The following is a 14,576-nucleotide window of genomic DNA, read 5'->3' on the forward strand; positions in this document are numbered from 1 at the left end:
AGTTAATCATGTCTCGATACCTCACTTTTATGCTGGGGCTAGCGTTATTTACGCTGTCATTTACCAGTTTCGCTAAATCTGCAAAATTATCGGTAGAAGATTTTAGTAAAGGCAATGACTTTAGTCGTGTAACCATCTCTCCTGATGGCAATTACGTTGCTGCTATTAAAAAGCACGAAGGTAAAAATTCACTCATTATTGTTGATACAACCAAGTTTGCCGTAACCCATGCGGTTGCTTTTCCGGGTAATGCACAGGTTGGCGAATACCACTGGGTTAACAACGAACGTGTTATTCTTGAAAAAGAGTATTTAAAAGGCTGGCAAGATACTCCTATTTATTATGGTGAGTTATTTGCTGTTAACGCTGATGGTAGCCGTGGCGCATACGTAATTGGTTATCATGGTGAACAGCAAACAGGTACTCGGTTAAAAAAACAAACACCTGTAGAGGGGACTTCATATCTTTTAGATCCCTTACTTCATGATGATAAAAAAGTTTTGGTTGTCACTTACCCATGGACTGCAACCAATGAGCCAACTACCGTTGTTTATGAAGTCGATGTATATCGCGGTCTGCGCACTTTAATTACGCGATCACCTGCACCAATGGGTGAATTTCTAACAGACCATGATGGTAACGTTCGTATCGCTGTATCAAGTGACGATTACCTCAATGCGACACTTCATGTTCGAGAGCCTGAGGGCGGTTTTTGGAAAGAGCTTGATTTAGAAGGTATTGATTACACCGATATTTCATTAAAGGCATTTGATAAATCAGGTGAGTCTGTATATGCCACCGCATCAAAGGGTGGCGAAGCAGAAAGCCTGATTAAAATTAACCTAAAAACCAAAGAAGTAACGAAAATCTTCCAAGATAAGCATGTGTCACCATCACATATTTGGGTTGATGAAGTTACTAAAGAGTTATTTGCAATAGAAACGGAGGCTGACTATCCAAGCTACTCTTTTGTAGATAGTAGCTCAGTAAAGTCTCAGCGTCTTAAAGATATGTTAGGTGCATTACCTGGTAGTCAAGTGCAGCTAGTCAGCAGTACCGAAGACGATTCAAAAAATATTATTTTTGCATCAAGTGATATAAACCCTGGGCAATATTATCTGTATGACGCAAAGAAGAATAAGTTAAGAGTGCTATTTTCTGCGCGTGGTTGGATAAACCAAGATGATATGGCGCAAACCACACCACTGCGTTTTAAAAGCCGCGATGGATTAACAATTCTTGCTTATTTAACTGTGCCAAATGGCAAAGCTGAGAAAAACTTACCACTCGTTGTTATGCCACATGGTGGTCCTTACCAAGCAAGAGATTATTGGGGTTACGATCCAGAAGCGCAAATGCTAGCTAATAGAGGTATGGCAGTGCTTAAGGTGAATTTTCGTGGTTCACCAGGTTTTGGACAGAATTTTAGAGAAGCTGGCTATCGCCAGTGGGGACAAAATATTCAGCACGATATTATTGATGGTGTAAAACTGTTAATTAATGACGGCACAGTTGATAAAGATAATATTTGTATTATGGGAGCCAGCTTCGGTGGTTACTCTGCATTACAAAGCGCGATTATCGAGCCGGATATGTTCAAGTGTGCAATAGGTCTGATGGGGGTTTACGACTTGCCTCTTATGTATGAAGAGGGTGACACGCAAGCCCGAAGCTATGGAGTTAATTACCTAAAAACAGTGATTGGTACTGATGAGGCTGAGTTAAAAGCATTCTCGCCGGTTTACAACATTGATAAGCTAAAAGCGCCTGTACTTATTGTGCATGGTGGTGAAGACGAACGTGCCCCAATTGAGCAAGCAGAATCATTAGAAGCTGCGTTGAAAAAAGCTAAGCACCCATATGAAATTACTATTCTAGATGATGAAGGCCACGGTTTTTATAAAGAAGAGCACCGCACTCTTTACTATAAAAAAGTACTGGCTTTCTTAGAAGACCATTTAAAACTTTAAAAGAAAAATGCCGGCGAGATACCTCGCCGGCAAAGATTTAGCACGGGAACGTAAGCGTGCTAGTGTGCAAGGTCTTCCTTCAAGTTATACAAACTCAAAAGACGATTCGTTCATTAAGCAATGCAGCCCAGTTGCAATTTAAAACAGAGTAGGGAGAGTGACTCTGCTTTTGCTAACACGCATTTATAAAACCAACAAAATAATATAAATACTGCGCCACGTAAAAATGTTATAACATAACAAAAGTAAAGTAAATAGCGAGAGTCATATTATTAGCTTGGTTTCTTCTGAGTGATGTTTATGGATAATTGGTTATTGAGTGTCTAATTTACTACAATCGTAACTCAAACATAGCTCTGCAAGTTCAATCTTCGCTTTCGGATTCCCTTGTAAGGTGGCTTTGTTAAGCCAATAAGCTGCTTTTTCGTTATTGATTTCTGTGCCTTGGCCGTCACGATACATCTGACCTAAGTTTAATTGTCCCCATGAATAGCCACCTTCAGCTGACAGCGTAAAGCTATTCAGTGCTTCTTTGTATAAGCCATCTTTGAAGTAAGTAATGCCTTGTTGATTGTACTTATCTAACTTCACACCTGCGTATAAGGGTTTGGGTCTTGGTGGGTGCATCACAAAACCACCGAATAAGCTATAAAGCTCAGGTCGCATGATTTTATATATGCTGCCGTCATCATACAGCTGTTTAATTTGTTGTTTACTGAAGGTTAGAGTTTTACTAGAAAAGTAATCATCTTGCACTAACAGACTGGTGCGCATCGCAATCTCGATGTCTTTGTTGTATTTGTATGTGTAGTTAGCAATTCTAAATGTCATGCTCTTATCGTCAAACTCAACGAGTTGTGCCACTTTCAAATTGTTAATACGTTTTGGCTTACCAGTGAATTTATCTGAATACACAAAATAGGTATCAAATAACTTAGGCTCGCTTAGGTAAGTTTGCTCGTTCTCAGTTTGTTCATTCGCACCAAGTAATGCCTTTGTGAATAGGTAAACGATGATGAATAGACCAATAAAGTATTTTATAAATGAGGCTAATTCTAGAGCTGGCAGGGAATACCAAGGTGCAGGAGTAACATAGCCACAGTCATCGCATTGCCTTTGATAATTAATAGAGAGTGGCATGATGGGCAAAATGGTAAAGCGCAACACTCTACTGTGATTGCTTAAAGAATAATGTTCACTATGACAATGTGGACACGTTTTTTGTTTTTTATAAAAAACATCAGCGGGTGCGGTATTAAATAGAAGCATCGTTTCTTCCTGAATATTGCTATCAATAAACTAGAACAAATGCAGAGAGTTAGAAAGCGTCAAACTGTAACTAAATATGAATTAAACGAGTCGAACAGTGTTTTCGTTTAGAGAAACAGAACATTCTCTGCTATGATCCACAGCATCTTCGAGGATGTCCCTCAATTATCAAGTTTGGAATATTACTGTGACTGCTACTGCTTTTTCATCTTTGGCTTTGCCGCAAGAGTTAACCGATAACTTATCAACTTTAGGTTATACGCAAATGACGCCTGTGCAAGCGCAAAGCTTGCCAGTGATCTTGCAAGGCAAAGACATTATTGCCCAAGCTAAAACCGGGTCGGGTAAAACGGCTGCGTTTAGTCTAGGTGTGTTGGCTAAGTTAAATGTGAAAAGGTTTCGTATTCAGTCTCTCATTTTATGTCCAACCCGAGAGTTAGCAGAGCAAGTTGCTGAAGAAGTTCGTAAGCTTGCCCGTGGCATTCACAATATTAAAGTTTTAACCTTATGTGGTGGGGTGTCTATTGGTCCACAAATTGGCTCATTAGAACATGGTGCGCATATCATTGTTGGCACGCCTGGTCGTGTTGATGACCATATTCGCAAAGGCACATTGCGCTTAGATGATGTCGAGACTTTAGTGTTAGACGAAGCTGATCAAATGCTAGACATGGGTTTTCAGGATACCCTTGATGCTATTGTTGAGTGCATTCCTAACCAACGCCAAACATTATTGTTCAGTGCGACTTATCCAAAATCAATTGCAGCGATTGCAGAGCGAGTGCTTAGCAATCCAGAAATGATTAAGGTTGAAGAAGAACAAACAAAGAGCACAATCAAACAATACTTTTACAAGCTTGATAACAACAAACAGCGCTTTAATACATTGAAGCTGTTGCTACTGAAGTTCCAACCAGAAAGCTGTGTGGTTTTTTGTAACACCAAAGTTGAAACACAACAGATTTGTGATGATCTTTATGGTGAGGGTTTTAGTGCAGTTGCCTTACACGGTGATTTAGATCAGCGTGAACGTGAGCGCACTTTAATTCGCTTTGCTAATAAAAGCGCCTGTATTCTGGTTGCAACGGATGTTGCCGCACGCGGCTTAGATATCAACGATATGGACATGGTAGTGAACTATCACCTTGCACATGACCCACAAACCCATGTACATCGTGTTGGTCGTACCGGTCGAGCAGGTAAAAAGGGTATTGCATGCTCTATTTATGGTGAAGCTGAGCAATTTAAAGTGGCACAAATTGGCGACCACTACGAGCGTGACTTTGACCCGGAACCAATTCCGCCATTTAGCTTGCTAGAAAAGCCCGCTTATAAGCCAACCATGGCAACCATTATGATTGATGCTGGCAAGAAGCAAAAAATTCGTGCTGGTGATATTTTAGGCGCATTAACGGGTAAAGAAGGTATTGCTGGTCATCAAGTAGGTAAAATTAATGTGCTTGATAATGTTGCCTTTATTGCTGTAGAGCGAGCTGCTGCAAAACCTGCGCTACGTAAATTAACTGAAGGTAATATTAAAAAGCGTAAGATTCGCGCACGACGTTTGAGCAGATAAATTGGTAAATTATGAGCAGCTTGCTTTAAGTTGCTCATATTCGAGTTGTATTTTCTTAAACTCAATTGCACAGCCTTGGCGGTCTGGGTGATGTTTTAATGCGAGCTGCCGCCAGCGTTTCTGTAACTCTTTTAAAGAAAACCCCACCGGTAGTTGCCACGCCTGCTGTAAGTCTAATAGCTGTTGCTGAGATAACGGGTGAATGCCCTTTTTTTGGCTAAATGACGAAAAACGCTGCCAAAAATCAGTTAATAACGCATCAATTTCTTCGCTGCTTGTATCAAAGTTTTGCCAATCTAAATAGTAATCCCGTAGCGGATCGTGACTTTCTAATGCATTACTTATTTGCTCATTAACAAGCTCAATATGTAATGAGGCAATTTGTAGTTGTTGCTCTGGTGCGAGTTGTGTTTGCAGCTGATAAAGGCCATTCATAACTAAAAAGTTGCGTTTAAACAGATCTTTTTGTGGGTCAGCGTCTAATGGTTCAATTTTTCCTGATTCACTGAGAGCGCTGGCAAGCGTATGAACCTTCCATGTTGGTTGTTCCAAAAGAAGGTAAAAAATCTCATCAATCAGTGGGTTAACCATTGTTCGTAAGCCTATCTTTAGTGTAATCTACAGTGGTATACGCTATCACAGCTGCTTTTTTGAAACTACGCTATTGTTTTTTAGATACTAGGGAATACTTTTAGCCAAGCTTACTAACTGCATCTTCAGGCTAAGTTGATATTAAGGGATTTCGTCATATGTTCACATCACTGCGTATTAGCTTGCTTACAGCCATCCTGATCGGCTGCAGTGTACTCTTTTCGCAGCCAAGTTTTGCTATTTCTTCATTATTCAAACAATTTAGTGAATCCGAGCAGTGGCAAGAAAAGCAACAGCTTGCCAAAAAACTGCTTAAGCAAGATTCAACTAACCAAGAACAAAGGCTCGATATATACCTGCAACTTGCGGATTTTGCGCTTGATAAGGGCAATTTTTCGGCGGCTGTAAAGAACTACCAATTGGCAGAGCAATCGACAAGCTTTGCTGCAACCCCAAAACGGTATTTTCGTAGTTTAAAAATGCAAGGGGTTACTTACTATTATCAAGGTTTGATGCAACAAGCTGTGCTTGCTTACAGTGAGGCATTAAGCGTTGCGAAAAAGCTACCAGAGCCAATTGCCGAAGCGAACTTACTTAGTAATATTGGCCTTGCTTATTTTGATATGTTCAATATGGATCAAGCGCTTAAGTATTACAAAGAAGCGAAAGACATATACGAAGAGCATGGCAGTGAACAAGATAAAGCAGATATCTTACACAACATAGCGGGTATTTATATTCGTTTGTCGAGCTATGATATTGCGCTTGATATGTATAGAGAAACGCTAGAGATTTTCCAAAAATTAGGGGATGAAGACGGCGTTGCTCAATCCTATGGCAATATTGGCGTTGCGTACTCTGAGCTTGGTCAATATCAGCTGTCTTTGCATTACTATCAACGAGCTTTGCGATATTACCAAGAGACAAATAATGCTTATTTTCTTTCGTCGCGCCACGCAAACATAGCCAATGTTTATCTGCGCACTGGTGATTTAGAACTTGCCTTAAGCCACGCAGAGAAAGCTGTTGAATTTGCAAAACAAATTGATAATAAAACGTTAGAGCTTGCCGGTTTATTATCGCAAGCAAAAATCGAGTTATTACAAGGAAAGCTCGCTGAAGCTGAAGCAACTCTGACTACGTCGGTCTTTATGGCTAAACAATATAAAGATGATTTGAGAGTACAAGACGGCGCAGGAATGATGGCCTTAATTAAATCTGGCAAAGGAGATTATGCAGGGGCCGTTGCTAGTTTTGATCAGTTTGTACGTTCATTCAAAAGCGAGCAAAGCTTACAATTATTAAAGTCGATGGGTGAGCTGCAAAGTCAAATTCAAGCAAGTCAGCTTAATCAAGAAATTGTTGAGCTAAAGCAGCTACAACATGTGCAAGAGCTCGAAATGTCTAAACAGCGCCAGTTGGGCATTATGTTATTTATTTTGTTTGTGATGATAGTGGTAACGGGGATTACTATTTATCGCCGTAGTATAGAAAAAGGTGCCAAAGAGCAACTTTCGTTAATGGTCGCGAAACGCACCAAAGAGCTTGAAGAAACCGCAGAGCAATTACGTAGTGCTAACGAAATTAAAAGTCAGTTTTTAGCAAATATCAGCCATGAAATCCGTACACCTTTAACCGCAATTTTGGGGCAAACCGATAATTTAATGAATGGTTTTTATAAACCAGAGCAGTTAAACGATGAGCTTGCGGTTATTCAAAAACAAAGTGATCACTTGAAAGAACTGATTAACGATGTACTCGATATTAGTAAAATTGAGGCTAATAAGCTTGAGTTAAGCCTAAAAGAAGGTGATTTAGTTCGATTACTTACTGACGTCCACTCCATGCTCAGTGGTCAGGCTAAAGATAAAGGGCTGAACTTTGCTTTTCACAATGAGTTGGGTGAGCAGTTTTACAGTCAACTCGACTTTACCCGCATTAAACAAATACTTATCAACCTATGTGCTAATGCAATTAAATTTACTAATCAAGGTGAAGTAGAGTTAAAAGTCTCTCAAGTAGAGCAAGGCGTCTGGTTTCGTGTCGCTGATACGGGCATTGGTATGAACGCCGAGCAGCTTAAGCAAATATTTGAATGTTTTAGGCAAGGCGACAACAGCATCAGCCGTCGCTTTGGTGGGACCGGGCTTGGCTTAAGCCTATCACAACAACTTGCGATGATGATGGGTGGCTATATTAGTGTTGAAAGTGAACTAAATAAAGGCAGCATATTTTCGTTTTACTTGCCGTGTAAAGAGCATACGCCAAGCTCTGAAACTGTTGAGCTTACAAAGTATGTGCAGCCAGTGACAAAAGGTTTATCAGGTAAAGTGTTACTTGCTGAAGATCACCCAGATAACCGCCGTTTAATTTCTCGTTATTTAGAGTCGATGGGCCTTGAGGTGATTGCGGTTGAAAATGGTGAGCAAGCTGTTGAGCAGTGCCTCAAGGAATTCCCAGATGTGGTGCTGCTGGATATTCAAATGCCAGTATTGGATGGCTTACAGGCGCTCAAGCTATTACAAGAATGTGGCTTTACTCAGCCTGTCTATGCATTAACAGCTAATGCAATTAGCCATGAAATTGACAGCTACCTCGAAGCCGGCTTTACAGGATATTTAGCCAAACCGATTGATAAAAAAGTATTTTACACGCAACTAGCTAAGCATTGTAAAAAGGATGGGGCAACAACTAAGTCTCAGCATGATATGAGCGACTTAGTGGCAAGCTTTATTAATAGCTTCGAGCATGAAAGCGCATTGATACAACAGCACTTTGCAGCTCATGAGTTGTTTAACTTACAGCAAGATGCTCACCGAATTGGCGGTGCGGCTAAAATGTTTGCACTAGATGATGTTGCAATGAGTGCTATGGCGCTTGAGTCGGCGTTAAAGCAAGACAAACTTACCGATTTAACAGGTTTAGTTGCTCAACTACTTGAGCAACTACATAATGCTTCGGTTGATCAAAACAGTTCAATATCACCGTCTTGAATTTTTTCAATTTCTTGATTGGTATCGAAACGAGAGCGGTCAATTCGCTGTTCGTGATCGGTTTCGGGTGGCGTGATATGAAACATCGACAGCTTATCGTCTATGGTGTGGGCAAGGCGAACCAAGTCTTTACTCGATACAGCCTGTATTTGTGAACTTGAAAGTGCATCAGAGTTGAGCTCCACCATCGCATCAATACTTGCTTGGGCTTCATCCGACATTTGGCTTTGCATCGCCACCTGCTCATGAACACTCTCAGAAAACGCATTAATTTCAAGCATTGCTTGTTCAATTTTATTGGTTTCTTTGGTTGAAGCCTCAGACAACTCAACCGTACGCTCGGTTTCTTTTAGTGCCGTTTGCATTAATTGATATGCTTGTTCAGTACTGTGCTGGATTTTAGCTACCATCTCACGCACTTCTTGTGTTGATTTACTGGTGCGGGCAGCCAGATTTCTTACTTCATCAGCGACTACCGCAAAGCCACGCCCTTGCTCGCCAGCTCGTGCAGCTTCAATGGCAGCATTTAGCGCAAGTAAGTTAGTTTGTTCGGCAATACTATTTATGACATCAATGACGGAGCCAATCGCATCACTATCTTGTTTAAGTAAAATAATCTGCTCACTCGTTAGATTGATATTATCGGCAAGCTTGATAAGACTCGCCTGGCTTTTATCTGTGTCTAAACGGGTTTGTTGTACAGAACGGGTGGCATCAGATACTGAATTAAAAATTTGTTCAAGGCTTCTATCTAACTCTTTCGATACTTCAATCGTACGGGTAATGGTATCCGCTAAATCAATACCATGAGCATCTTGTATGGTGGCTTTTTGAGTCATTGATGCATACGTGTCACGCAGTGCATCGGCCATAGGTAATAAGCGGGCAGATGACGAATATATTTCGCCAAGCATGTGTTCAACCATCGTCAAACTGGCATTGAGGGCATGACAAGCTTGCGGTAATTGACGATCATTTTCGTCAAAACGAAAAGTGAAATCGATGCCTTGCTCAGAAGTAATATTAGAAACAAAATAACTTAAGTGATCCTGTTGCTTATGCTCAGTAGTATAAACGTAAGCAATAATAGTAAGCCAAGGAACGACAACAATAAGCGCAAATACAGCCATTGCTGTTGCAGATAATTCAAATACGGTAAAACTAGCAATACAACTAAGTAAGCTTATTAAGAATAGAGCTACAGCTACTTTAATGCGAGTCATTGAGGGGATCCTTACCTTTTAATCCTATAATATATAGAACAAATCTCTGTGAAATACCAATAATCTTAGCGCACATAAGTATAACTGTTTAATTGCTATGTCATTAGTTTTAGGCAAAAAAAATGCCTGTATTAAACAGGCATTTATTAAAAACTCAGTAATCGTTATTGACGTTTCATAGAGTCAAAGAATTCATCATTGGTTTTGCTCATTGAAAGCTTATCAATTAAGAATTCCATCGCGTCAATTTCTGACATCTCATGAACGATCTTACGTAAGATCCACATCTTCTGAAGTTCATCAGGTTTAGTGAGTAACTCTTCGCGACGCGTACCTGAGCGGTTAAAGTCAATCGCAGGGAATACACGCTTTTCAGCAATCTTACGATTTAAGTGTAATTCCATGTTACCTGTACCTTTGAACTCTTCGTAGATAACTTCGTCCATCTTCGAACCCGTATCGATTAGGGCTGTTGCGATAATTGTTAAGCTACCGCCTTCTTCTACGTTACGCGCTGCACCAAAGAAACGTTTTGGTTTGTGTAAAGCGTTCGCATCAACACCACCAGTTAGTACCTTACCTGATGAAGGGATAACGGTATTGTAAGCACGAGCAAGACGCGTGATTGAATCAAGTAAGATAACCACATCTTTTTTGTGCTCAACAAGGCGCTTCGCTTTTTCAATTACCATTTCAGCAACTTGAACGTGACGACTCGCTGGCTCATCAAATGTTGAAGCAATTACTTCACCTTTAACAAGACGCTGCATCTCTGTTACTTCTTCTGGACGCTCGTCGATAAGAAGAACCATAAGCTCACAATCAGGCTGGTTGTAGCTAATTGATTGTGCAATGTTTTGCAGTAGCATCGTTTTACCCGCTTTTGGCGGAGCAACGATTAGCGCACGTTGGCCTTTACCAATTGGTGAGGCTAAATCAAGTACACGTGCTGTGATATCTTCAGTACTACCGTTACCACGTTCCATACGTAAACGTTCGTTTGCGTGAAGTGGGGTAAGGTTTTCAAAAAGAATTTTTGTGCGAGAGTTTTCAGGTTTGTCGAAGTTTACTTCATTTACTTTTAATAATGCGAAGTAACGTTCACCGTCTTTAGGTGGACGAATAAGACCTGAAATAGAGTCACCAGTACGCATGCTGAATCGACGGATTTGACTCGGTGATACATAAATATCATCTGGACCGGCTAAGTAAGATGCTTCTGATGATCTTAAGAAACCAAAACCATCTTGTAAGATTTCTAAAACACCGCCGCCATAGATGTTTTCACCGCTTTTAGCGTGCGCTTTCAAAATGGCGAAAATAATGTCTTGTTTTCTTAAACGGGCTACGTTTTCGAGCCCCATGGACTCAGCTAAGTTTACAAGCTCTTTGATAGACTTGTCTTTTAATTCGCGTAAATGCATATTGGTGGGTTCTTTATTACAATTGTCATACTCAAAATCATCGTTAGATACATGAGTGAGGTTTGTTGGTATAACTAAGGATTAGTTGGCTTTATAAACTAGCAGGTCACTAGCAAGGCGTCCAGTCTTTAAACAAAATAAAGCTAAAAAAAGGGCAAAAAGCCCTTTTTTTATATTTTCATTAGATGTTGTTTTCTAAAAACTCTACTAATTGAGTCTTAGAAAGAGCACCAACTTTAGTTGCTGCAACTTGGCCATCTTTGAAAAGAAGTAATGTAGGGATACCACGGATACCAAACTTAGGTGGTGTGCCCGCGTTTTGGTCGATGTTAAGTTTTGCAACTGTAACACGGCCATCAAACTCGCCAGCTACTTCGTCAAGAATAGGGGCGATCATTTTACAAGGTCCGCACCATTCAGCCCAAAAATCAACAAGTACAGGTTTGTCTGATTGTAGTACGTCAGCTTCAAAGCTATCGTCAGTTAATTGAATAATTTTCTCGCTCATTGCGATCTCCGATTAGTTAGGCGAAATATTTAATGCGTATTTAAACACTCTTGTTTCTTATTGCAAGTTTAAACGTTATGCTTAAACGCTATGACTAAGACACATTTGACCGATAAAAAGTTTTCAGACTTTGCTATCGCACCGGAAGTGGTTGCCGGTTTAACCGAAAATGGGTTTGAATATTGCACACCCATTCAAGCGAAATGCCTACCTTTTATTTGTGAAGGCCGCGATATTGCGGGCCAAGCACAAACGGGTACGGGCAAAACGTTGGCGTTTTTAACTGCCACGTGCCATCGGTTATTACAATCTAGCAAAGCACCTAGTAAACATCCAAGAGCCCTGATCATGGCCCCAACAAGGGAGCTGGCGATTCAGATACACAAAGATGCAAAAATTTTAGCGCCACACTGTAATCTTAACTTAGGTTTAGTATATGGTGGCGAAGATTACGAAAAACAACGTGCACAACTAGAAAAAGGCGTGGATATTTTAATTGGGACCACCGGACGCCTTATCGATCTTTATAAACAGGGCTGTTACACCCTGAATGAAATTGAAGTTGTGGTGCTTGATGAAGCGGATCGTATGTTCGATCTAGGCTTCATAAAAGATATTCGTTATATGTTTAGACGTATGCCAGAAACGTCTGAGCGTTTAAACCTATTATTTTCTGCCACCTTGTCTTATCGCGTGCAGGAATTAGCGTTTGAACATATGACTAACCCTGAGCATGTACAAGTTGAGCCTGATGTAAAAACAGGTAAGCGTATTCAGGAAGAGCTGTTCCATCCATCACAAGATGACAAAATTAAGTTACTGTTAACTTTAATTGAAGAAGAATGGCCAGAGAAAGCAATTGTGTTTGCAAATACGAAACACAGTTGTGAGAATGTCTATGCATGGATGAAAGCGGATGGTCATCGAGTTGGGTTATTAACCGGTGATGTAAATCAGAAAAAACGTCAATCAATTTTGGCTCAATTTACCAAAGGCGATTTAGACTTTTTAGTAGCAACCGACGTTGCTGCCCGTGGTTTGCATATTCCAGAAGTAAGTCATGTATTTAATTTTGATTTGCCAGATGATTGTGAAGACTATGTACACCGTATTGGCCGTACAGGACGTGCTGGTGCTTCAGGACACGCTATTAGCTTTGCCTGTGAACAGTATGCCTATAATCTCCACGAAATTGAGCAATATATAGAACACAGCATTCCATTATCACATTATGATAAAAGTGCATTGCTTGATGATTTAACTAAGCCTACTATTCAGAAAAAGCGGAACTATTCTACAGGCCCACGTAGTCGTAATAACAACGGACGTCGACCAAATAATAGTTACCAGAAATCACGGTCGTAATAAGCGACCGTTGTTGAAGACTTAGTAGTAACTAGAGGTTTTTGAACGGTGGGGCAACTTCAACCGCAAAAAAATGTGTATGCAGTAATCGACTTAGGATCAAATAGCTTTCATATGCTGATCGCTAAATCGATTGCTGGCGGTCTGCAAACGATCGGTCGAGTCAAACGTAAAGTAAGGCTTGCTGCAGGACTTGATGAAAACAACGTCCTAAGTACAGAAGCTATGCAACGAGGCTGGGAATGCCTAGCCTTGTTCGCTGAACGTCTACAAGACATACCAAAGAAAAACATCACAATTGTTGCGACCGCAACCTTACGTCTTGCTACTAATGCTGATGTATTCAAGCAAAAAGCTGAACAGATCCTTGGTCATAAAATCAATGTCATCAGCGGTGAGTTAGAAGCAAAGACAATCTATAAAGGTGTGGCGCATACCTCAGCTTGTAGCGGCAAACAACTGGTGATCGATATTGGCGGCGCGAGTACCGAAGTCGTGATCGGCCAAGGTTTTGATGCACTGCACTATAAAAGCCTGCATATGGGGTGTGTTACCTTCCTAGAACGCTACTTTAAAGATCAAAAACTCAGTAACGAAAATTTTGCTGCAGCAATTAAAGCGGCAAGTGATGTGGTTGCTGAGATTGTTGATGAATACAAAGCAACGGGCTGGCAAATAGCGAGCGGTGCATCGGGTACTGTGCAAGCTATTCAAGAGATCATGGTTGCACAAAACCAAGATGAGCTTTTAACGCTCGATAAACTCCTCGCCATTAAAGAACAATCAGTACAATTTGACACTATTGCTGATCTTGAGCTTGCAGGCTTGAGCGAAGAGCGCCGTCTAGTGTTTGTTTCTGGCCTCGCTATTTTGATCGCATTGTTTGAATCGTTAGATATAAAACAAATGGGTCTTGCTCGCGGCGCATTACGCGAAGGTGTTTTATACAGCATGGTGCCAGAGCTTCATAACCACGACATTCGAAAACGAACTGTTGATGGCTTAATGAATCGCTATCATGTTGATCAAAAACAAGCGTGCCGTGTTGCGCAACTAGCAGAGCAATTGGCAAAAAGCGTCATGGGGCAATGGCAGTCAATCGATGATAACGCAATCGCATTATTAAGAACGGTTGCAAAACTGCACGAGATTGGCTTACTGATAGAGTATAAGCTTTATCATAAGCACACAGCTTACATTATAGAAAACACAGATATGCCAGGATTCTCACAATCTGAGCATAAACTGATCACAGCTGTTGCTAATGAACATCGTGCTGATCTTGTTAAAAACAGCTTTGCTCACTTAGGTTGTCATCAAGTACTCGCAGAATGTTTAACAAGAGTTGTGCGGATCGCCGTGATCTTATCAATGCGTCGCCAAGATGATGTACTGCCAGCGATAGATCTTAGTGTTAATGAAAACACCCTCACACTGACATTTGATGGCGATTGGTTAAAATATCACCCATTAATGGCCAGTGAACTACAACTAGAGTCCAAGCTACAAGCAAAAGTAGGTTGGAAGCTTATAGTAAAATAACGTTAAAAGGCCCTTTGGGGCCTTTTTTAGTGCTATTTTTACGCGTTTCGTTCGTATTTTGCGCGAACAGTCATTTTTTTCATAAAAACTTCAAAAAACAGTTGATCTCAATTCG

The 14,576-nt window shown here is 40.6% G+C and carries 10 protein-coding genes; 5 read left to right on the forward strand and 5 right to left on the reverse strand.

The genetic code is table 11. The features are described from left to right. Positions 1-8: 8 nt before the first annotated feature. Positions 9-1,970 (forward strand): alpha/beta hydrolase family protein, encoded by a 1,962-nt coding sequence (locus tag C2M33_RS10575; protein WP_105174419.1) that lies wholly within the window; start codon positions 9-11, stop codon positions 1,968-1,970. A gap of 312 nt (positions 1,971-2,282) precedes the next feature. Here C2M33_RS10575 and C2M33_RS10580 read toward each other — a convergent pair whose 3' ends face one another. After that, on the reverse strand, positions 2,283-3,239 hold the full coding sequence (locus tag C2M33_RS10580; RefSeq protein ID WP_105174420.1) for a tetratricopeptide repeat protein: 957 nt from the start codon (positions 3,237-3,239) through the stop codon (positions 2,283-2,285). 187 nt (positions 3,240-3,426) lie between these two features. Here C2M33_RS10580 and dbpA point away from each other — a divergent pair, with 187 nt between their 5' ends. After that, positions 3,427-4,815: an ATP-dependent RNA helicase DbpA gene (dbpA, locus tag C2M33_RS10585; protein ID WP_105174421.1), complete on the forward strand. Its 1,389-nt coding sequence runs from the start codon at positions 3,427-3,429 to the stop codon at positions 4,813-4,815. Between the two features lie 9 nt (positions 4,816-4,824). Here dbpA and C2M33_RS10590 read toward each other — a convergent pair whose 3' ends face one another. After that, complete coding sequence (locus tag C2M33_RS10590; protein WP_063700695.1) at positions 4,825-5,406, reverse strand: DNA-J related domain-containing protein; 582 nt, start codon at positions 5,404-5,406, stop codon at positions 4,825-4,827. Between the two features lie 158 nt (positions 5,407-5,564). On the opposite strand from C2M33_RS10590, the gene C2M33_RS10595 reads away from it, so the two are divergent. Then, positions 5,565-8,399 (forward strand): tetratricopeptide repeat protein, encoded by a 2,835-nt coding sequence (locus C2M33_RS10595; RefSeq protein WP_063700698.1) that lies wholly within the window; start codon positions 5,565-5,567, stop codon positions 8,397-8,399. Here C2M33_RS10595 and C2M33_RS21340 read toward each other — a convergent pair. The 3 genes from C2M33_RS21340 to trxA all read right to left on the reverse strand — a co-directional run bounded on the left by C2M33_RS21340 (position 8,372) and on the right by trxA (position 11,554). Continuing rightward, the gene (locus C2M33_RS21340) at positions 8,372-9,622 is read right to left on the reverse strand and encodes a methyl-accepting chemotaxis protein (RefSeq protein WP_063700699.1); all 1,251 of its coding nucleotides are present in this window, start codon (positions 9,620-9,622) and stop codon (positions 8,372-8,374) included. The genes C2M33_RS10595 and C2M33_RS21340 overlap by 28 nt on opposite strands. Before the next feature lie 164 nt (positions 9,623-9,786). After that, complete coding sequence (gene rho / locus C2M33_RS10605; protein WP_062566226.1) at positions 9,787-11,046, reverse strand: transcription termination factor Rho; 1,260 nt, start codon at positions 11,044-11,046, stop codon at positions 9,787-9,789. A gap of 181 nt (positions 11,047-11,227) precedes the next feature. Next, positions 11,228-11,554: a thioredoxin TrxA gene (trxA, locus tag C2M33_RS10610; RefSeq protein WP_063700701.1), complete on the reverse strand. Its 327-nt coding sequence runs from the start codon at positions 11,552-11,554 to the stop codon at positions 11,228-11,230. A gap of 90 nt (positions 11,555-11,644) precedes the next feature. On the opposite strand from trxA, the gene rhlB reads away from it, so the two are divergent. Both rhlB and gppA read left to right on the forward strand, forming a co-directional pair. Beyond that, positions 11,645-12,919 carry an ATP-dependent RNA helicase RhlB gene (rhlB, locus tag C2M33_RS10615; protein WP_063700702.1) on the forward strand — a complete coding sequence of 425 codons (1,275 nt, stop codon included), beginning with the start codon at positions 11,645-11,647 and terminating at the stop codon, positions 12,917-12,919. Between the two features lie 48 nt (positions 12,920-12,967). Further along, positions 12,968-14,461, forward strand: a complete 1,494-nt coding sequence (gppA, locus tag C2M33_RS10620; RefSeq protein ID WP_063700705.1) for a guanosine-5'-triphosphate,3'-diphosphate diphosphatase — start codon at positions 12,968-12,970, stop codon at positions 14,459-14,461. The last annotated feature ends 115 nt before the right edge of the window (positions 14,462-14,576 follow it).

It is taken from the genome of Pseudoalteromonas sp. T1lg122, assembly GCF_002964825.1.
In the GTDB taxonomy this organism is placed as follows: Bacteria; Pseudomonadota; Gammaproteobacteria; order Enterobacterales; family Alteromonadaceae; genus Pseudoalteromonas; species Pseudoalteromonas gelatinilytica.